Source organism: Nocardiopsis sp. NRRL B-16309, assembly GCF_001279585.1.
GTDB lineage: Bacteria > Actinomycetota > Actinomycetes > Streptosporangiales > Streptosporangiaceae > Nocardiopsis.
On sequence record NZ_LGEC01000067.1, the window covers coordinates 73,906 to 93,896 of the forward strand.

General features: G+C 72.1%; 16 protein-coding genes. 13 read left to right on the forward strand and 3 right to left on the reverse strand.

Translation table 11 applies throughout. From position 1 onward, the window contains the following. Positions 1-45 precede the first annotated feature (45 nt). The 12 genes from ADL05_RS12090 (at position 46) to ADL05_RS12145 (ending at position 15,325) form a co-directional block, all read left to right on the forward strand. On the forward strand, positions 46-1,341 hold the full coding sequence (locus ADL05_RS12090) for an NADH-quinone oxidoreductase subunit D (RefSeq protein ID WP_053617015.1): 1,296 nt from the start codon (positions 46-48) through the stop codon (positions 1,339-1,341). After that, the gene (gene nuoE, locus ADL05_RS12095; RefSeq protein WP_053617016.1) at positions 1,338-2,045 is read left to right on the forward strand and encodes an NADH-quinone oxidoreductase subunit NuoE; all 708 of its coding nucleotides are present in this window, start codon (positions 1,338-1,340) and stop codon (positions 2,043-2,045) included. The genes ADL05_RS12090 and nuoE overlap by 4 nt, the downstream gene beginning before the upstream one ends. Then, positions 2,042-3,340, forward strand: a complete 1,299-nt coding sequence (gene nuoF, locus ADL05_RS12100) for an NADH-quinone oxidoreductase subunit NuoF (protein ID WP_053617017.1) — start codon at positions 2,042-2,044, stop codon at positions 3,338-3,340. The genes nuoE and nuoF overlap by 4 nt, the downstream gene beginning before the upstream one ends. Beyond that, positions 3,337-5,796: an NADH-quinone oxidoreductase subunit G gene (locus ADL05_RS12105; RefSeq protein ID WP_053617018.1), complete on the forward strand. Its 2,460-nt coding sequence runs from the start codon at positions 3,337-3,339 to the stop codon at positions 5,794-5,796. The genes nuoF and ADL05_RS12105 overlap by 4 nt, the downstream gene beginning before the upstream one ends. Then, entirely contained in the window at positions 5,793-7,163 is a 1,371-nt protein-coding gene (gene nuoH, locus ADL05_RS12110) for an NADH-quinone oxidoreductase subunit NuoH (protein WP_053617019.1), read from the forward strand. Before ADL05_RS12105 ends, nuoH begins: the two co-directional genes overlap by 4 nt. Then, positions 7,156-7,704: an NADH-quinone oxidoreductase subunit NuoI gene (nuoI, locus tag ADL05_RS12115; RefSeq protein WP_053617020.1), complete on the forward strand. Its 549-nt coding sequence runs from the start codon at positions 7,156-7,158 to the stop codon at positions 7,702-7,704. The genes nuoH and nuoI overlap by 8 nt, the downstream gene beginning before the upstream one ends. Continuing rightward, a complete protein-coding gene (locus ADL05_RS12120) occupies positions 7,701-8,624 on the forward strand; it encodes an NADH-quinone oxidoreductase subunit J (RefSeq protein ID WP_053617021.1) in 924 nt (307 codons plus the stop codon). The genes nuoI and ADL05_RS12120 overlap by 4 nt, the downstream gene beginning before the upstream one ends. Next, positions 8,612-8,911, forward strand: coding sequence for an NADH-quinone oxidoreductase subunit NuoK (nuoK, locus tag ADL05_RS12125; protein WP_053617022.1), 300 nt, complete (start codon positions 8,612-8,614; stop codon positions 8,909-8,911). The genes ADL05_RS12120 and nuoK overlap by 13 nt, the downstream gene beginning before the upstream one ends. 14 nt (positions 8,912-8,925) lie before the next feature. Continuing rightward, positions 8,926-10,869: an NADH-quinone oxidoreductase subunit L gene (gene nuoL / locus ADL05_RS12130; protein ID WP_053617023.1), complete on the forward strand. Its 1,944-nt coding sequence runs from the start codon at positions 8,926-8,928 to the stop codon at positions 10,867-10,869. Positions 10,870-10,872: 3 nt separating this feature from the next. Beyond that, positions 10,873-12,513, forward strand: a complete 1,641-nt coding sequence (locus tag ADL05_RS12135; protein ID WP_053617024.1) for an NADH-quinone oxidoreductase subunit M — start codon at positions 10,873-10,875, stop codon at positions 12,511-12,513. Beyond that, positions 12,510-14,180: an NADH-quinone oxidoreductase subunit NuoN gene (gene nuoN / locus ADL05_RS12140; protein ID WP_053617025.1), complete on the forward strand. Its 1,671-nt coding sequence runs from the start codon at positions 12,510-12,512 to the stop codon at positions 14,178-14,180. The genes ADL05_RS12135 and nuoN overlap by 4 nt, the downstream gene beginning before the upstream one ends. Positions 14,181-14,320: 140 nt before the next feature. Continuing rightward, positions 14,321-15,325, forward strand: coding sequence for a polyprenyl synthetase family protein (locus tag ADL05_RS12145; protein ID WP_053617026.1), 1,005 nt, complete (start codon positions 14,321-14,323; stop codon positions 15,323-15,325). A 257-nt stretch (positions 15,326-15,582) separates the two neighbouring features. Here ADL05_RS12145 and ADL05_RS12150 read toward each other — a convergent pair whose 3' ends face one another. The 3 genes from ADL05_RS12150 to rarD form a co-directional block, all read right to left on the reverse strand. After that, positions 15,583-16,902, reverse strand: coding sequence for a hypothetical protein (locus ADL05_RS12150; RefSeq protein ID WP_053617027.1), 1,320 nt, complete (start codon positions 16,900-16,902; stop codon positions 15,583-15,585). Positions 16,903-17,125: 223 nt separating this feature from the next. Further along, a complete protein-coding gene (locus tag ADL05_RS12155) occupies positions 17,126-18,025 on the reverse strand; it encodes a hypothetical protein (protein WP_053617028.1) in 900 nt (299 codons plus the stop codon). 116 nt (positions 18,026-18,141) lie between these two features. Then, the gene (gene rarD / locus ADL05_RS12160) at positions 18,142-19,077 is read right to left on the reverse strand and encodes an EamA family transporter RarD (RefSeq protein ID WP_053617057.1); all 936 of its coding nucleotides are present in this window, start codon (positions 19,075-19,077) and stop codon (positions 18,142-18,144) included. A gap of 68 nt (positions 19,078-19,145) precedes the next feature. Here rarD and msrA point away from each other — a divergent pair, with 68 nt between their 5' ends. Next, positions 19,146-19,835: a peptide-methionine (S)-S-oxide reductase MsrA gene (gene msrA, locus ADL05_RS12165; RefSeq protein ID WP_082376319.1), complete on the forward strand. Its 690-nt coding sequence runs from the start codon at positions 19,146-19,148 to the stop codon at positions 19,833-19,835. Positions 19,836-19,991: the final 156 nt, after the last annotated feature.

A 19,991-nucleotide genomic window follows, 5' to 3' on the forward strand; every position in this document is an offset into this window, starting at 1 on the left:
ACCACGGACCACCACCGACCACTCCGCTCCGAAGGGGGACACGGCATGAGCGTCACCGAGGACTACATCGACGCCTCCGGCGGCGACTGGGACGAGGTCGTGGAGAAGGCCCAGGCCACGAGTGCCGAACGCCTCGTGGTCAACATGGGCCCCCAGCACCCCTCCACACACGGCGTCCTGCGGCTGATCCTCACCCTGGACGGCGAGACCTGCACCGAGGCGCGCGTCGGTATCGGCTACCTGCACACCGGTATCGAGAAGAACATGGAGTTCCGGACGTGGACGCAGGGCACCACGTTCGTCACCCGCATGGACTACCTCACGCCGCTCTTCAACGAGACGGCGTACTGCCTGGCGGTCGAGAAGCTCCTCGACATCACCGACCGGATCCCCGAGCGCGCCAGCGTCATCCGGGTCCTGGTCATGGAGCTCAACCGGATGGCCTCGCACTTCGTGGCCATGGCGACGTTCGGCATGGAGCTGGGCGCCACCACCGTCATGACCAACGGGTTCCGTGAGCGCGAGATGATCCTGGACATCCTGGAGCTCATCACGGGCCTGCGGATGAACCACGCCTACGTCCGGCCCGGCGGCGTCGCCCAGGACCTGCCGCCCGGCGCGGTCGGCAAGATCCGCGAGCTGCTCACGGAGATGCCCGAGCGCGTCCGGATCATGCGCAAGCTCCTGGACGAGAACCCCGTCTACCTCGCCCGCACCCGGGACGTGGCCTACCTCAACCTGCCCGGATGCATGGCGCTCGGCGTCACCGGGCCGCTCGCCCGCGCCTCCGGACTCGGCTTCGACCTGCGCAAGGCCAAGCCCTACTGCGGCTACGAGAACTACGAGTTCGACGTCCCCGTCTCCGACGGCGGCGACGTCTACGCCCGCTACCGGGTCCGCATCGCCGAGATGCACGAGAGCCTCAAGATCATCGAGCAGTGCCTGGACCGGCTCCGCCCCGGCCCGGTGATGATCGAGGACGCCAAGATCGGCTGGCCCGCCAAGCTGGCGCTCGGCCCCGACGGCCTGGGCAACTCCCCGGACCACATCGCGCACATCATGAGCGGTTCGATGGAGGCGCTCATCCACCACTTCAAGCTGGTCACCGAGGGCTTCCGGGTCCCCGCGGGCCAGGCCTACTCGGCCGTCGAGAGCGCCAAGGGCGAGCTCGGCTGCTACGCCGTCAGCGACGGCGGGACCCGCCCCTACCGCGTGCACTTCCGCGACCCCTCGTTCACGCACCTGCAGGCGGTCGCCGCCATGTGCGAGGGCGGGACGGTGGCGGACGTCGTCGCGGCCGTGGCCAGTATCGACCCCGTGATGGGAGGCGTGGACCGGTGAGCGCATTCGACGACGAGGTCCTCGCGCGTCTGGAACAGGACGCCAAGGAGATCATCAGCCGCTACCCGAAGCCGCGGTCGGCGCTGCTGCCGCTGCTGCACCTGGTGCAGTCCGAGGAGGGGCACGTCAGCGAGGACGGCATGCGGTTCTGCGCCGACCAGCTCGACATCACCCTCGCCGAGGTCAAGGCGGTGGTCACCTTCTACACCATGTACCGCCGCCAACCCGGCGGCGACTACCAGGTGGGCGTGTGCACCAACACCCTGTGCGCCGTCATGGGCGGTGACGAGATCTTCTCCGCCCTCAAGGAGCACCTGGACCTGGGCAACGCCGAGACCACCGAGGACGGCAAGGTCACGCTGGAGCACGTCGAGTGCAACGCGGCCTGCGACTTCGCGCCGGTCGTGATGGTCAACTGGGAGTTCTTCGACAACCAGACGCCCGCCACCGCCAAGCAGCTGGTCGACGACCTGCGCCTGGGCCACGACGTCGCCCCCACCCGCGGTCCGTCGAGCCTGTGCACCTGGAAGCAGGCCTCGCGCGTGCTCGCCGGGTTCGACGACGGCCGCGCCGGAGAGGGCGTCCAGGCGGCCGGCCCCTCGCTCGCCGGGCTGAAACTCGCCCAGGAGCGCGGTTGGCGGGCCCCGGACCCCGAGAACCTTCCCCGCCGTCCCGACGAGCAGGGTGAGGAGGGCGCCAAGTGACCACCCTGACCCCGATCCTGTCCCGCGACTGGGACCGCACCGACTCCTTCACCCTCGACGGGTACAAGGCCACCGGCGGCTACTCCGCCCTGACCAAGGCCCTGTCGATGGACCCCGACGCCATCGTGGACCTGGTCAAGCAGTCCGGCCTGCGCGGCCGCGGCGGCGCCGGCTTCCCCACCGGGATGAAGTGGGGTTTCCTGCCCAAGGACAACCCCAACCCGCGCTACCTCGTCGTCAACGCCGACGAGTCCGAGCCGGGCACCTGCAAGGACATCCCGCTCATGCTCGCCAACCCGCACGTGCTGGTGGAGGGCGTGGCGATCGCCTCCTACGCGATCAAGTCCCACCAGGCCTTCATCTACGTGCGCGGCGAGGTCGTCCACGTCATCCGCCGCCTGCGCAAGGCCGTGGCCGAGGCCTACGAGGCCGGGCTCCTCGGCAAGGACATCCAGGGCAGCGGCTTCGACCTCGACGTCGTCGTGCACGCCGGGGCGGGCGCCTACATCTGCGGCGAGGAGACCGCCCTCCTGGACTCCCTGGAGGGCTACCGCGGCCAGCCCCGGCTCAAGCCGCCCTTCCCCGCCGTCGCCGGGCTCTACGCCTCGCCCACCGTGGTGAACAACGTGGAGTCCATCTCCAGCGTCCCGGGCATCGTCGCCAACGGCGCCGAGTGGTTCACCTCGATGGGCACCGAGAAGTCCGCCGGATTCGGCTTCTTCTCCCTGTCCGGCCACGTCACCAACCCCGGCCAGTACGAGGCGCCGCTCGGGATCACCCTGCGCGAACTCCTCGACATGGCGGGCGGGATCCGCGCCGGGCACCGGCTCAAGTTCTGGACCCCCGGCGGCTCGTCCACGCCCATCTTCACCGACGAGCACCTGGACACACCGCTCGACTTCGAGTCGGTGGGCGCCGCCGGATCCATGCTCGGCACCCGCGCGCTCCAGATCTTCGACGAGACGACCTGCGTCGTGCGCGCCGTCGGCCGCTGGATCGCCTTCTACGCCCACGAGTCCTGCGGCAAGTGCACGCCCTGCCGCGAGGGCAACTTCTGGATGGTCCAGGTCCTGGACCGGCTGGAGCGCGGGGAGGGCACCGAAGCCGACCTCGACAAGCTGCTGGACATCTGCGACAACCTGCTCGGCCGCTCCTTCTGCGCCCTCGGCGACGGCGCCACGAGCCCGGTCATGTCCTCCATCAAGCACTTCCGCCAGGAGTACATCGACCACGTGGACAAGGGCGGCTGCCCCTTCGACCACTCCAAGGCCACCCTCTGGGGAGGGAACAAGTGACCGTCACCTCCAACTCCTCCGGCGGCGCCGCGGCCGCGCCGCCCCCCGAGGACCTCGTCACCGTCACGATCGACGGGTTCCAGATCCGCGTTCCCAAGGGCACGCTGCTGATCCGGGCCGCCGAACTCCTCGGCATCCAGATCCCCCGGTTCTGCGACCACCCGCTCCTGGACCCCGTCGGGGCCTGCCGCCAGTGCCTGGTGGAGATCCCCGACATGGGCAACGGGCGGGGCATGCCCAAGCCGCAGGCCTCCTGCACCATCACCGTGATGGAGGGCATGGTGGTCAACACCCACCTGACCTCCGAGGTGGCGGAGAAGGCCCAGCGCGGGATCATGGAGTTCCTGCTGATCAACCACCCGCTGGACTGCCCGGTCTGCGACAAGGGCGGCGAGTGCCCCCTGCAGAACCAGGCGATGTCCAACGGGCGGGGCGAGACGCGCTTCGTCGACGTCAAGCGCACCTTCCCCAAGCCGATCTCGCTCTCCAGCCAGGTGCTGCTCGACCGCGAGCGCTGCATCCAGTGCGCCCGCTGCACCCGCTTCGCCGCGGAGATCGCCGGCGACCCGCTGATCGAACTGATGGAGCGCGGCGCCCAGGAACAGGTCGGCATCGCCGAGGGGCAGCCCTTCGACTCCTACTTCTCCGGCAACACCGTCCAGATCTGCCCGGTCGGCGCCCTCACCGGGTCCGCCTACCGGTTCCGGTCACGGCCCTTCGACCTGGTCTCCACGCCCAGCGTGTGCGAGCACTGCGCCTCCGGCTGCGCCCAGCGCACCGACCACCGGCGCGGCAAGGTCACCCGCCGCCTGGCCGGGGACGACCCGCAGGTCAACGAGGAGTGGAACTGCGACAAGGGGCGGTGGGCGTTCACCTACGCCACGCAGCCCGACCGCCTCTCCCGCCCCCTGGTCCGCGACGACGAGTCCCACGCCCTGGAGTTCGCCTCCTGGTCCGAGGCGGTCTCGATCGCCGCGCGCGGCCTGGGCGCCGCCCGCGGCCGGGTCGGCGTCCTGACCGGGGGCCGCCTCACCTACGAGGACGCCTACGCCTACGCCAAGTTCGCGCGGGTGGCCCTGGGCACCAACGACATCGACCTGCGCGCCCGCGCCCACTCCGCGGAGGAGGCCGACTTCCTGGCCGCCCACGTCGCCGGAACCCCCGTCGACGTGGACTACACCGCCCTGGAGAAGGCGCCCGCCGTGCTCCTGGCCGGGTTCGAGCCCGAGGACGAGTCGCCGCTGGTCTTCCTGCGCCTGCGCAAGGGCGTGCGCAAGAAGGGGGTGCGCGTCCACTCGCTGGCCTCGCACGCCAGCCTCGGTCTGACCAAGCTGGACGGCTCGCTCGTGCGGGCCGTGCCCGGTGACGAGGCCCGCGTGCTCAACGCCCTGGACGTCGATCACCCCGGCGTGGTCGAGGCCCTCGGCGGCGAGGGCGCGGTCATCCTCGTCGGCGAACGCCTCGCCGCCGTCCCCGGCGCGCTGAGCGCCGCCGCGGCCCTGTCCCGGCGGACCGGCGCCCGCCTGGCGTGGATCCCGCGCCGCGCGGGCGAGCGCGGGGCGATCGACGCCGGCGCGCTGCCCGGCCTGCTGCCGGGCGGGCGCCCCGTCGCCGACCCGGCCGCGCGCGCCGAGGTCGCACGCGCCTGGAACGTGGGCACGCTGCCCGAGACCCCGGGCCGCGACACCGCGGCCATCATCGAGGCCGCGGCCGCGGGCGACCTGGACGCCCTGGTCATCGCCGGGGTGGAGCTGGACGACCTGCCCGACCCCGAGGCCGCCCGTGCCGCCCTGGCCCGGGTGCCGTTCGTGGTCAGCCTCGAACTGCGCGCGAGCGAGGTCACCGACCGCGCCGACGTGGTCCTGCCGGTCGCCGCCGTCGCGGAGAAGTCCGGCACGTTCGTCGACTGGGAGGGCCGCCACCGGCCCTTCGGCGACGCGCTCAGGGTCCCCGGCGCCCTGTCCGACCAGCGGGCCCTGTCCGCCGTCGCCGACGCCATGGACGTGCACCTGGGCCTGCCCGACGCCGCCGCGGCCTACGCGGAGCTGCGCGACCTGGGCCGCTGGTCGGGCGAGCGGCCCGCCTCGCCCGCGGCCCGGCCGGTCCCCGTCCCCGAGGTCGGGCCCGGCCAGGCCGTCCTGTCGACCTGGCGCCAGCTGCTGGGCACCGGCCGCATGGAGGACGGCGAGCCCTTCCTCGCCGGGACCGCCCGCCGGGCCCGCGCGTACCTGTCCCGGGCCACGGCCGACGAGATCGGCGTGAACGACGGCGGAACCGTGCACGTCACCGGGCCCTACGGCTCGGTGACCGTCCCCGCGGTCGTCACCGACGTCGCCGACCGCGTGGTCTGGCTCCCCGCCAACGCCGACGGCTGCGACATCCGCCGCGACCTGGGCGGCGGCGCCGGCTCCACGGTCATCGTGGCCGCGTCCGACACCAACGGGAGGCAGCAGTGACCCCCGCTCTCGCTCCGCACGCGGTCCAGTTGGCCTCGGAGAGCACCCTGACCGCCTTCGGGCAGGACCCGTGGTGGATCACGACCATCAAGGCCGTGGCCATCTTCGTCTTCCTCATGGTCTGCGTGCTGATGATGATCATGGCCGACCGCAAGGTCATGGGCCGGATGCAGCAGCGCCACGGACCGAACCGGATGGGGCCCTTCGGCCTCCTGCAGTCCCTGTTCGACGGCATCAAGCTCTCCCTCAAGGAGGACCTGATCCCGCGCGGGGTCGACCGGTTCGTCTACATCGCCGCGCCGATGATCGCGGCCGTGCCCGCGTTCATCGCCTTCTCGGTCATCCCGATCGGCCCCGAGGTGAACATGTTCGGGGTCACGACCCCGCTCCAGCTCACCGACCTGCCCATCGCCGCGCTCGTCGTCCTGGCCACCGCGGCCCTGGGCGTGTACGGGTTCGTGCTCGGCGGCTGGGCCTCCCAGTCGCCCTACGCCCTGCTCGGCGGCCTGCGGGCCTCCGCGCAGGTGATCAGCTACGAGATCGCGATGGGCCTGTCCTTCGTCGCGGTCTTCCTGATGTCCGGGACGCTCACGACCTCCGGGATCGTGGAGTCCCAGCGCGGGCTCTGGTTCGCCGTGCTGCTCCTGCCGTCCTTCCTCATCTACCTGGTGACGATGATCGGCGAGACCAACCGGCTCCCCTTCGACCTCGCCGAGGGCGAGGGCGAGATCGTCGGCGGCTTCATGACCGAGTACGGGTCCATGAAGTTCACGATGTTCTTCCTCGCCGAGTACGTGAACATGGTGACGGTCGCCGCCGTCTCCGTCACGCTCTTCCTCGGCGGCTGGCTGGCGCCGCCCGGGGTCACCGCGCTCCTGCCCGGCGCCAACGAGGGTTGGTGGCCCGCCCTGTGGTGGCTGCTCAAGTTCCTGTGCGTGATGTTCCTGTTCATCTGGGCACGCGGCAGCCTGCCCCGGGTGCGCTACGACCAGCTGATGAAGCTCGGCTGGAAGGTGCTCATCCCCGTCCAGCTCGTGTGGATCACCGCGGTCGCCGTCGTCCGGATGCTCATCCTGGACGACGCCTCCCCGGTGGTCGTCGGCCTGGTCGTCGCCGGCTTCTCGGCGGCCACGATCGCCGCCTTCTACTCCTGGGCCCGCCACGTGCGCCGCGAGCGCGCGGAGGACGCCCGCCTGCGTGCGGAGAACGCGCGCCGCGCCCACAAGGATCCCGCCTTCGGCGGTTTCCCGGTGCCCCCGAGCACCGCCCCGCACTACGGCAGCAGCGTGCTCGCCGAACCGCCGAGGACGGCCGCGGCCGTCGGCGGCGACAGCAACAAGAAGGGTGAGGAGGTTACCGGTGCTTGAGTGGCTCAACCCCGTCAAGGGATTCGGCGTCACCTTCCACACCATGTTCAAGAAGGTGCCGACCATCGAGTACCCGGAGGTCAAGCGCCCCACGGCGCCGCGCTTCCACGGTCGGCACCAGCTGAACCGGTGGGCCGACGGTCTGGAGAAGTGCATCGGGTGCGAACTGTGCGCCTGGGCCTGTCCGGCCGACGCCATCTACGTCGAGGCCGGTGACAACAGCGACGACGACCGGTACTCGCCCGGTGAGCGCTACGGCCGCGTCTACCAGATCAACTACCTGCGCTGCATCCTGTGCGGGCTGTGCGTGGAGGCCTGCCCGACCCGCGCGCTCACCATGACCAACGAGTACGAGCTGGCCGACGACAGCAGGCAGAGCCTGATCTGGACGAAGGAGCAGCTGCTCGCCCCCCTCAAGGAGGGCATGGAGGCGCCGCCGCACCCGATGCGGCTCGGCGACGACGAGCAGGACTACTACGCGACCGGACGCGGCCAGCACGGGACGCAGGACCGGCCGGAGAGCACGGAGGCGGTCCGTTGAACACCGCAGCCACCACCGCCGTGATCGCGGCGGCCGCGCCCATCGGCACCGGCGAGGCGTCCGTGTTCTGGGTCCTGGGCACCGTGGCCGTCCTCGGTGCCCTGGGCGTGGTCTTCTCCCGCAAGGCCGTGCACTCGGCGCTGTCGATGGCCCTGACGATGGTCAGCCTGGCCGTGTTCTACGGCATCAACGAGGCGCCGTTCCTCATGGTCGTCCAGATCGTCGTCTACACCGGCGCCGTCCTCATGCTGTTCCTGTTCGTGCTGATGCTCATCGGCGTCAGCTCGGCAGACTCCCTGGTGGAGACGCTGAGCGGGCAGCGCGTCATGACCGCGGTCGTGGCGCTGGCCTTCGTCGGCGCCCTGACCACCGGCATCTCCCGCATCGTCGTGGGCGACCCGCAGGGCATCGCCGCCGGGGCCGCGGCCGCCGGCGGCACCGTCCCGTGGATCGCGGGCGAGCTCCTGCTGCGCTACGTGGTGGCGTTCGAAGCCACCGGGGCGCTGCTCATCACGGCCGTCCTGGGCGCCATGGTCCTGGCGCACACCGCCCGGACGAAGAAGCGCCGCACCCAGCGGGAGATCTCCGAGGACCGCATCCGCGGCGACCACCCGACCCCGCTGCCCGGACCGGGCACCTACGCCCGGCACAACGCGATCGACATGCCCGCGCTGCTGCCGGACGGCTCGGTCGCGTCCCTGTCCCTCAACCCGGTGCTCACCGCGCGCGACCCGGAGTACCAGTCGCGCGTGCCCGGTGACGTGCGGGCCGGACGGCCCCCGCTGCCCGGCGGGGCCTCCGACTCCACCCGCTCCAAGGAGGGCCGGCCGGTCCTGGCCGAGGACGACCGGACCGACGAGGACACCGAGGAGAACGGCAACAGCAACGGGCAGGAGGTGGAGTCCTCGTGGACCCGATGAACTACATCGTCCTCGCGGCGCTGATCTTCACCATCGGCGCGGTCGGCGTGCTCATCCGGCGCAACGCGATCATCGTCTTCATGTGCGTCGAGCTCATGCTCAACGCCTGCAACCTGGCGTTCGTGGCGTTCGCCCGGATGCACGGTGACATCGAGGGGCAGGTCATCGCGTTCTTCGTGATGGTCGTCGCCGCCGCCGAGGTGGTCGTGGGACTCGCGATCATCATGCAGATCTTCCGAACCCGCAGGTCCGCGTCGCTCGATGACGCGAACCTGCTCAAGCACTAGAAGGCGACGTGGAAGTGACACCTCACACCTACCTCGCCGCCGAAACGGGGGCGGCGACCCTGGCCGACGGCGCGGTGCTGTCGAACGCCTGGCTGCTCATCGCCCTGCCGCTCGCGGGCGCGGCGGTCCTGCTGCTCGGCGGCCGGCGCACCGACGCCTGGGGGCACTGGCTGGGCGCCGCCCTGCCGGTGGCCTCCTTCGCCTGGGCGCTCGCCGTCCTGGTCGACCTGCTCGGCCGCGCCCCCGACGCGCGCACCGTCTCCGTCCCCGTCTACGAGTGGTTCGCGGTCGGCGGCTTCACCGCCGGGGTCGACCTGCTGATCGACCCCCTGTCGATCACGTTCGTCCTGCTGATCACCTTCGTCGGCTCCCTCATCCACCTCTACTCGGTCGGCTACATGGCCGAGGACGCGGGTCGGCGGCGCTTCTTCGCCTACCTCAACCTGTTCGTCGCGGCCATGCTCGTGCTGGTGCTGGCCGACAACTTCGTCCTGCTCTTCCTCGGTTGGGAGGGCGTGGGCCTGGCGTCCTACCTGCTCATCGGGTTCTGGCAGTACAAGCCGTCCGCGGCCACCGCCGCCAAGAAGGCGTTCCTGATCAACCGGGTGGGCGACATCGGCCTGCTCGTGGCGATCATGATCATGTTCTCGGTGCTGGGCGCGGTCAGCTTCAGCGACGTGTTCGCCGCGGTCCCGGCCGCCGGCGACGGCGTCCTGCTCGCGATCGGACTGCTCCTGCTCCTGGGCGCCTGCGGCAAGTCCGCGCAGCTCCCGCTCCAGGCGTGGCTGCTCGACGCGATGGAGGGCCCGACGCCGGTGTCGGCGCTCATCCACGCGGCCACCATGGTGACCGCCGGCGTGTACCTCATCGTGCGCGCCGGGCCGATCTTCGAGGGCGCCCCGGTGGCCCAGACGGCCGTCACCGTGGTCGGCGCCGCGACGATGCTCGCGGGCGGGATCATCGCCTCGGCCAAGGACGACATCAAGAAGTCCCTGGCCGGCTCCACGATGAGCCAGATCGGCATGATGGTCCTGGCCGCCGGGCTCGGCCCGGTCGGCTACGTGGCCGCCATCGCCCACCTGGTCACGCACGGCTTCTTCAAGGCCGGGCTGTTCCTGGGCGCCGGTTCGGTCATGCACGCCATGAACGACGGCGTGGACATGCGCCGGTACGGGGCGCTGCGCACGAAGATGCCGATCACCTTCGCCACCTTCGGGCTCGGCTACCTGGCCATCATCGGCGTGCCGTTCCTGTCGGGCTGGTGGACCAAGGAGAGCATCATCTCCGCGGCCTTCGGCATCGGCGGCACCGAGGGCCTGGTGCTGGGCACCGCCGTCATCGCCGGCGCCGCCCTGACCGCGTTCTACATGTCGCGGATGATGTTCATGACCTTCTTCGGCGCCAAGCGCTGGGAGGAGGGCGTGCACCCGCACGAGTCGCCCACCAGCATGACCGCCCCCATGGTCGTGCTGGCGATCGGCTCGGTGGCGCTCGGCGGGTTCCTGATGCTGGGGGACCGGTTCGCGGCGTTCCTCACCCCCGCCACCGGCGCGCACCCGCACCACTTCGACGTGGCGCACGCGTTCACCGCCCCCTACGGCATCGCCGCGCTGGTCGTCCTGGTCCTCGGCGTGGCCGCGGCCTGGGCGATGTACCTGCGCCGGCCGGTGGCCGCCACCGCCCCCGAGGGGAACCTCGTCACGGTCGCCGCGGCCCGCGAGCTGTACGGCAACGAGATCAACGAGGGCCTGCTCATGCGACCCGGCCAGGTCCTCACCAAGGCGCTGGTCGTGATCGAGGACAAGGTCATCGACGGCGCCGTCAACGGACTCGGCACGAGCGTGCGCGACTCCTCGTCCGGGCTCGGCAGGACACAGACCGGGTTCGCCCGCTCCTACGCGCTCACCATGCTCTTCGGCGCCGTCATCGTCGCCGCGACGCTGGTTGTGAGGTTCTAGACAATGTTCCCCTGGCTCACCATCGCCATCGCGCTGCCCGTCGTGGGCGCGGTCCTGATCTGGGCGCTGCCACGCGCCAAGGCGCCCGCCGAGCCGGCCGTCGCGACCTCGTCGGCGCAGGCCTCCGGCGGCGGCACCGCCACCCGGGTCCGGCCCGCGACCGGACCGGGCGCGGGCCCGTCGGCCGACGGGCGGACCGCGAAGCGGATCGCGCTGGGCACCTCGCTCGCGACGCTGCTCGTGGTCGCCGCCATGGCGCTGCGCTTCGACACCTCGCAGGCGGGCGGCCTCCAGTTCGAGCAGGTCGTCCCCTGGATCCCGCGCTTCGGCGTCCACTACGCGGTCGGCGTCGACGGCATCGCCCTGGTGCTGATCCTGATGTCGGCGGTCCTGGTGCCGCTGGTCATCATCGCCGCCTGGAACGAGTACGACGACCGGGAGGACGGCGGGCGCGGCTACTTCGCGCTGATCCTCGTGCTGGAGGCGATGATGGTCGGCGTCTTCGCCGCCACCGACGTCTTCCTGTTCTACGTGTTCTTCGAGGCCATGCTGATCCCGGTCTACTTCATGGTCGGCCGGTACGGGCTCGGCGACGAGCGCGCCAAGGCCGCCGTGAAGTTCCTGCTGTACAGCCTCGCTGGCGGCCTGGTCATGCTGGTCGCGGTCATCGGCGTGTACGTCTACGGCGGCACGTTCCTGTGGACCGACCTGACCGACCCGGGCGGCGCGCTGGCCGCGATCGACCCGTCGACCGCGCGGTGGCTGTTCCTCGGCTTCTTCATCGCCTTCGCGATCAAGGCGCCGATGTGGCCCGTGCACACCTGGCTCCCGGACACCGCGCAGGCCTCGCGCCCCGGCACCGCCGTCCTGCTGGTCGGTGTGCTGGACAAGGTCGGCACGTACGGGATGCTGCGCTTCTGCCTGGAACTCTTCCCCTCCGCCGTGTCCTGGTTCGTGTGGCCGGTGGTGGGGCTGAGCCTGGTGAGCATCGTCTACGGGGCGATCCTGGCCATCGGGCAGAGCGACATGATGCGCCTCATCGCGTACACGTCGGTGTCCCACTTCGGCTTCATCACCCTGGGCATCTTCGCGCTGACCCCGCAGGGGCAGGCCGGAGCGGCGCTGTACATGGTCAACCACGGGTTCGCGACCGGCGCGCTCTTCCTGATCGTGGGCTTCCTCGTCGCCCGCCGGGGCTCGGCGCGCATCGCCGACTACGGGGGAGTGCAGAAGGTCGCGCCGCGGCTGGCCGGGGCGTTCCTGGTGGTCGGCCTGGCGGGTCTGGCACTGCCCGGCCTGGCGCCGTTCGTCAGCGAGTTCCTGGTGTTCGTGGGCGTGTACGCCTTCAGTCCGGTCCCGGCCGTACTGGCCACCGCGGGCGTGGTGCTGGCCGCGCTCTACATCCTGTGGATGTACCAGCGCACCATGACCGGCCCGGTCCCCGAGAAGCTCACGGGCCTGCGTGACCTGTCCGTGCGCGAGATGTGGGCGGTCGGTCCGCTCATCGCGCTGATCATCGCGTTCGGGCTGTACCCGCAGCCCCTGCTGGACGTGATCAACCCCGCCGTCGAACGGACGGTGGAGATCGTGCCCGAGGCCGGAGTGGTCGCCGACGGTGCCTCTGAGGAAGGAGACCACGAGTGATCCCCCTCAACCCCGCGCAGGCGGTGCACACGGCCGCGGAGCGCACCATCACCGAGGCCGCGCCGCAGCTGGACTGGTGGCTGCTGGCGCCCCTGCTCACGGTGTTCGCGGCCGGTGTGCTGGCGGTCCTGTTCGAGGCGTTCCTGCCCCAGGGGCGGCGCCGCGGCCCGCAGATCGGACTGGCCGTCCTGGCGCTGCTGACCACGTTCGTCCTGCTCGTCCTCCAGGTCGGCTCGGTGGGGCAGGAGGGCACCACGGTCGCCGCCGGAGCACTGGCGGTGGACCGCACGGTCCTGTTCTTCCAGGGCACCATCACCGTCCTGGCGCTGGTCAGCCTCGTGCTGATCACCGAGCGCGGGGACGGCCGGGACGCGTTCGCCGCGCAGGCCGCGACGGTGCCCGGCAGCGAGGAGGAGCGCGCGCACATCATGGCGGGCTCCCAGCACACCGAGGTGTACCCGCTGGTGCTGTTCGCGGTGCTGGGCATGCTGATGTTCCCGGCGTCGAACGACTTCCTGACCATGTTCGTCGCCCTGGAAGTGATGAGCCTGCCGCTGTACCTGATGTGCGGGCTGGCCCGGCGCCGCCGCCTGTTCTCCCAGGAGGCCGCGGTCAAGTACTTCCTGCTGGGCGCGTTCGCCTCGGCGTTCTTCCTGTTCGGCATCGCGATGGTCTACGGCTACGCGGGGTCGGTGAACTTCGCCGCGGTCCGCGAGGCCGTGGCGGCCGGGGGAGCGCCGATCTTCGCCGACGGCGGGAACGGGGAGCCGCTCCTGCTCATGGGCGTGGGCCTGGTCGCGATCGGCCTGCTGTTCAAGGTCGGCGCCGTGCCCTTCCACAACTGGAAGCCGGACGTCTACCAGGGCGCCCCCACCCCGATCACGGCCCTGATGGCCTCCTGCACGCTGGTCGCCGCGTTCGGCGCCCTGCTGCGGGTGTTCTTCGTGCCCTTCGGCGGCTCGGCCGACGTGTGGGAGCCGATGCTGTGGACGGTGGCCGTCCTCACGATGGTCGTCGCCGCGGTGGTCGCGGTCACACAGCGCGACATCAAGCGGCTGCTGGCCTACTCGTCGGTCGTGCACGCCGGGTTCATCCTCACCGCCGTGGTGGCGGGCAGCACGGACGGGCTCGCGGGCGCCATGTTCTACCTGGGCGCGTACGGGTTCACCACGCTGGGCGCCTTCGCCGTGGTCACCCTGGTGCGCACCAAGGACGGGGCGCAGGAGCTCAACGAGATCGACCGGTGGGCCGGACTGGGCCGCCGCCACCCGGCCCTGGCCGGGGCGCTGGCGCTGTTCCTGCTGGCCTTCGCGGGGATCCCGCTCACGAGCGGGTTCATCGGCAAGTTCGCGGTGTTCGAGGCCGCGCTGTCCGCGGGCGCGGCGCCGCTGGTGGTCGTGGGCGTGCTCAGCAGCGCGGTGACGGCGTTCTTCTACGTCCGGATCATCGTGGTGATGTTCTTCCGCGACCCCGGGCACGAGGCGCCCACGGTGGTGCGCGCGGGCGTGCTCACCGGCGGGGTCATCACCCTGGGTGTGGCGGCCACGCTCGTCCTCGGCGTGTTCCCCGGGCTGGTGCTGGACAACCTCGTGCCCTCCCAGGACAGTGGGCCGGAGCCGACCGCGGTCATGGTCTCGCAGGTCACAGCCGATTCCGGCGGGGAGTGACCCGCTACCCGGGTGTGGCTTTGGAGGTTCAATCCGGGTCGGATACCGTGGCAAGTCGGATCATGTTCATGTGCTGAGCGTGCGGTTGGCCCTCGTTGCGAGGGTCGGCCGCGCGCCCGTTCGACAGGTGGAGCTTTACGGTGAGCGGTGCTGTCCCGAGCGGGTTTCTCGCTCTGCCGAGAGTCGACCCGAGCCTCGCCCGGGAGATCCAGGACGACCTGGAGAAGGTCGAGGATCTCCTGAGGGAGTCGGTGTCCTCCTCCGACCCCCTCCTCACCGAGGCCGCCTCGCACCTGCTCGCGGCCGGGGGCAAGCGGTTCCGCGCCACGCTCGTGCTGTTGGCGGGGCACTTCGGCGACCCGACGGTGCCCGACCTCATCCCGGCGGCGGCAGTGGTGGAGCTGACCCACGTCGCGACGCTCTACCACGACGACGTCATGGACGAGGCGGACCTGCGCCGCGGCGAACCCAGCGCCAACCAGCGGTGGGGCAACAGCGTCGCCATCCTCACCGGTGACTACGTCTTCGCCCGCGCCTCGGAACTGCTCGCCGACCTGGGCACCGAGGCGGTCCGGCTGCAGGCCGTCACGTTCGGCCGGCTCGTCCAGGGCCAGATCCTGGAGACCTCCGGCCCGCCGGAGGGCACCGACCCCCTCGACCACTACCTGCGGGTGATCAGCGACAAGACCGCGTCGCTCATCGCCTCCTCCGCCGAGTTCGGCGGGATGTTCGGCAAGGTCGACCCGGAGACGGTGGGCACGGTGACCCGCGCCTGCGACGCGCTGGGCATGGCCTTCCAGCTCGCCGACGACATCCTGGACGTGGCGGGCAAGACGTCCGAGTCGGGCAAGAACCAGGGCACGGACCTGCGCGAGGGCGTGCTCACCCTGCCGATGTTCTACGCCCTGCGCTCGACCGACCCCGCCGACGAGCGGTTGAAGTCGCTGCTGGGCCGGGAGCTGGACGAGGACGAGGCCGAGGAGGCGCTGGCCCTGCTGCGGGTGCACCCGGCGATGGCCGAGGCCGACGCGACCCTGCGCGGCTGGGCCGACCGGGCCCGCGCCGAACTGGCGACCCTGCCCGAGGGGCGCGCGCGGGTCGCGTTCGAGGCCCTGTGCGACTACGTGGTCGAACGCTCCGGCTGAGCCCGGACCGCGCTCGACGCGAGGACCCCGCCACCACCCGTTCCGGGCGGCGGGGTCCTCGCGTGTGCGGGCCCTGTACGGGGGCGCCCCGCGGCGGGCGGCGTGGTGGGAATCCCGGGCGCAGGCGCCCCGCGGCGGGCGGGGCGGGGCCCCCGCGTGAAGGCACCCGGGGGACGGGGGACGCGGGCGGCGGGGCGGGAACGCGGACGGCGCCGCCCCGTGGTGCGAACGGGGCGGCGCCGTGGCCGTGCGGGAGGTCAGCTGACGACCGGCAGCGCCTCGGAGCCGGGCAGCTCGGTGAAGGTGGGGTGGTGCGTCACGCCCTCGGCCGGGGGCTGCTCGGGCGAGCCGCCCTCCACCGAGACCAGGTCGCTGGTGTCGATCTGGCTCAGCAGGTCCGTGCCCTGGCTCAGGCCCGACACCAGGTCCTCGGCGGTCTCGGCCTCGGCGCCCTCGGCCACCCGCGGCAGCTCGGTGCCGGCCAGGGGGCCGTCGAGCCCCACGGGCTCGGCGGTGTCCAGGGAGCCGAGGCCCTCGCCGAGGGCACCCGTCAGGTCGGCCACCCCGGGGGTGGCGGGGGCGGAGGGAGCGGCCTGCGGCAGGGTCTGGCCGTCCTCCAGGTTGCGGTTGCCGACCATGCCGAGCGCGTCGTCGATGCCGACGTCCACGTAGTTGTCGTCGGTCAGCCGGTTGGACTCGACGACGTCCTGCACCCGGTCGGGGGTCTCGACGCCGAACACGTGCGCGAGGTCCCACATGTTCGGGGTGACGGGCTTGCCCGCGCTCTGCGGCACGACCTGGGAGGTCGAGCCCAGGGGCGCCAGGGCGTTCCCCAGGTCCGCGGTGTCGCTGAGGGCGAGCGAGTTGTCGCCGGTCAGGTCGGTGAGCCCGTCCAGGCCGGGCGCCTCGGCGGTGTCGGGCAGCCGGACCGCCCCGGTGGCCTGGTCCAGTTCGAGCTCCGAGGGCAGCGCCTTGGTCGCCTCGACGGTGTGCGGCAGCAGGTCGTTGGCCGTCTCCTCCACGGACGCGCCCGTGCCGTGGCCCATGGCGTCCACCACGGAGCCGGCCTCCTCGGTGCTCTCGCCCATGGAGGTGCCGGTGCCCTCGGTCATGGACCCGAGGACGGCCCCGGCCTCCTGGGAGGTCCGCTCCACGGCGTCGCCGGCCCGGTGGCCGACGGTCTCCTGGGTGACGCCGTCCAGCCCGGTGCCGGACTGGGTCCGGCCGACGGCGTCCGCCAGGTCACCGGTGGGGTTGGGGACCTCGCCCAGGGGCGTGGCCACGGGGCGGCCGTCGGGCAGGGGAGCGGCCAGGTCGGGGGCGGGCTTGGCGGGGGTCGCCGACTCCTGGAGCTCGGTCAGGGCGCTGTTCGCGATCGGCCCGACACCGCCGGGGGCGAGGCTGTGCATGGTGGGGGCGACGCCCTCGACGAGGGCCCGCTCGACGGTGGGGGCGACCTCGTGCATCGGGGTGGGCATCGTGTCGGCGGTCGAGACTCCGGCGCCGAGGGCGACGAATCCGGCCGCTCCGGCAGCGAGGAGTACGGCCCGGGCGGAGGTGCGCTTGGCCTGCGTCATGGGTGTCCTTCCAGAAGGTTCGTGGATATCGGGGCGGCCTGCGCGCGGAACGCGGTAGGCCGAAGCCGGGGAGTCGAGGACCTCCGGCTGACATGAGCCACGTGAGTGCTGGGCACGGGGCTCAGGTCAGCTCCCAGAACGGGGTGCGGCGGGGCCGCGGCTGGGACGGGTCCGGGGAGGGCGGCGGGCGCGGGTGGCGTCCCTCCGGCGTCCTCCGGGCGTCCTAGTCGGGCGAGACCGTGGGGTCGTCCGTGCCCGCGGCGGGCGCCACGCGGTGGTGGCGCGGGGCCGGGCGGAGCGCGTCGGAGCCGGGCGCAGTCAGGGGCGCGCTGCTGAGGTACCCGGCGATGCCGGGGGTCGGCGCGGGGGAGGAGCCGGTGGTGGCGGCGGACGCGGCGGCGGACTGCCCGACCGGCGGCTCCTGCGGGAGCGGCGCGGGGTCGGCGTCCTGGCGGCCGTCGCCGGTGCCGGCGGCCGGAGCGTGGTCGGCCGGGGCCGCGGAGAGCACGATGGAGTCGGCGGGAGCGGCGGGGCGCTCGGCGGGGGCGTCGGCGGCCTCGGCGCGGTCGGATCCACCGTCGTCCGGTGCCGACGGGCTGTCCGCGGGGTCGGCCCCGCGCCCGGCGTCGCCGGATCCGGTGGTGCCGGCGTTCCCGCCGGGGCGGTGGGGCTCGTCGAGGGGCAGGACGGGCACGGCCGCGAGGTCGTCGGTGCCGGGCAGGGCCTCGTCGGCCTCACCGACGGCCCCGATCACCTCGGCGCCGACGTCGGCGACCGGCCGGGCCGCGCCGGTCAGGGCACCGCCGGGCTCGGGGCGCCGGTCGGGATCGGACTGGAGGCGCTGGTGGACGGTCCCCAGGGTGGAGGAGACGGGTTCGGCGACCTCGCCGGGAACGACACCGCCCAGCGGGGCCGCTCCGTCCGGGCCGGACGCGGAGAGCGCGCCGGCGGCGCCGCGGCCGGAGTCGGCGTGCGCCGGTGCGCCGCCCAGCAGCCACAGTGCGGCCAGTGCGGCCCCGACCAGGAGGCCGAGCCAGAGCAGCGAGGGCAGCGGGGAGGGCGTTCCCGAGCACGGGGCCGAGGCGACGCGCGTGGCGCGTGGCGTTCGGCTGGTGCGCTGCATGGATGGGCCCTCCGCGGCGGGTGCCAGGTCGGAACGGGGACACGTCCCCGCGCTCGACCAAACGTTAGCACAATGTCACTGAGGGTAGTTTCAGTTCGCGCGGACGGGGAAACCGGTCAGGCCTCGTTCGCGCCGTGCTCCTGCGCCGCCTGTTCCGTCCGCCGGGCGGACGCCCGGGACCGGGCGCCGCGGATCTGGTCGAAGGCGAACACGCACAGGGCCGACCACACGATGGCGAAGCCGATCCAGCGGCTCGGCGGCATCTCCTCGCCCTGGACGAGCCAGCCGATGAGGAAGATCATCGTCGGCGCGATGTACTGGAGGATGCCGATGATGCTCAGCGGGACGCGCTGGGCCGCCATCCCGAACAGCAGCAGCGGCACTGCGGTCACGAAGCCGCTGCCGACCAGCAGGGCCGTGTGGCCGGGCGAGACGGAGAACATCGTCCCGGCGCCGCTGACCTCCAGGTAGAGGACGAACCCCAGCGCCGGCAGGAACATGATGAGTGTCTCGACGGTGAGACTGCGCATCCCGTCCAGGTCCACGTACTTCTTCACCGCGCCGTAGGCGGCGAAGGATGAGGCCATCAGCAGGGAGAGCCAGGGCGCGGACCCGTAGGCGACGGTCATCACGACCACCGCCAGGGCCCCCAGGCCGACCGCGACCCACTGGGCGGTCCGCAGGCGCTCGGAGAAGAACACCATGCCCAGGCAGACCGACATGAGCGGGTTGATGAAGTAGGCGAGCGAGGCCTGCAGGGTCTGCGAGATCGAGACCGAGTAGATGAACCCCCACCAGTTGAGGGAGATCAGGGCGGCGGCCGCGGCGATCGGCAGGAAGCGCCGGGGGCTGCGGACCACGGCGGGCAGCCACGCCCACCCCCGCCCCGCGACCAGGAGGAACACGCACATGGCGAGCAGGGACCAGACCATGCGGTGGGCGAGGATCTCGGCGGGTTCGGCGGCGGAGAGGAAGGGCCAGTACAGGGCGGCGAGGCCCCACAGGAGGAAGGCGCCCGCCCCGAGGGCGACGCCGTGGTTCGGTTGCGGCACGGTCAAATGGTAGGACGAATCGGACGGCGTGTCTCCCCCGTTCTTGCGCCCGCGGATACGCTGGACACATGTTCGGGAGAAAAGCGACCATGGTCGATCCAGCACGTGCCCTGCCCGGCCGGGACACCCCGATGCCGGTGCACGCCGAGCACACCGTTCTGGGCACTCCGCTCACACCGCCCTACCCGGAGGGCAGCGAGATCGCCGACGTGGCGATGGGCTGCTTCTGGGGGGCCGAACGCACCTTCTGGCGCCTGGGCGCCGACCGCGGCATCATCACGACCGCAGTGGGCTACGCGGGCGGGTTCACCCCCAACCCCACCTACGAGGAGGTGTGCTCCGGCCTGACCGGCCACACCGAGGTGGTCCGCGTGGTCTTCGACCCGGCCCGCATCACCTACCCCGAGATCCTCAAGGTCTTCTGGGAGGGCCACGACCCCACTCAGGGGATGCGCCAGGGCAACGACGTCGGTACGCAGTACCGGTCGGCGGTCTACTACCACGACGACGCCCAGCGCGCCGCCGCCGAGGCCACGCGCGACGCCTTCCAGCCGGCCCTGACCCGGTCGGGCCACGGCCCGATCACCACGGAGATCGCGCCGCTGACGGCCTTCTACTTCGCCGAGGACTACCACCAGCAGTACCTGTCCGATGCCAAGAACCCGAACGGCTACTGCGGGATCGGCGGCACCGGCGCCACCTGCCCGATCGGCGTCGCCACCTCGGACGACGTGTCCTCCGGGCGCGCGGCCGAGTAGTACGCCCGAGCACCTGCGAGTACACCCGCGCACGCCGGATGATGGCTGAGTGACGGCTCAGCCATCATTCAGCGATGGTTGGGGCGTCCGCGGGGCGACGCGATCGCCCCGATCGCTCCTTGATGGACGCCATCCCGCACGCCTCCCCGGAGGAGA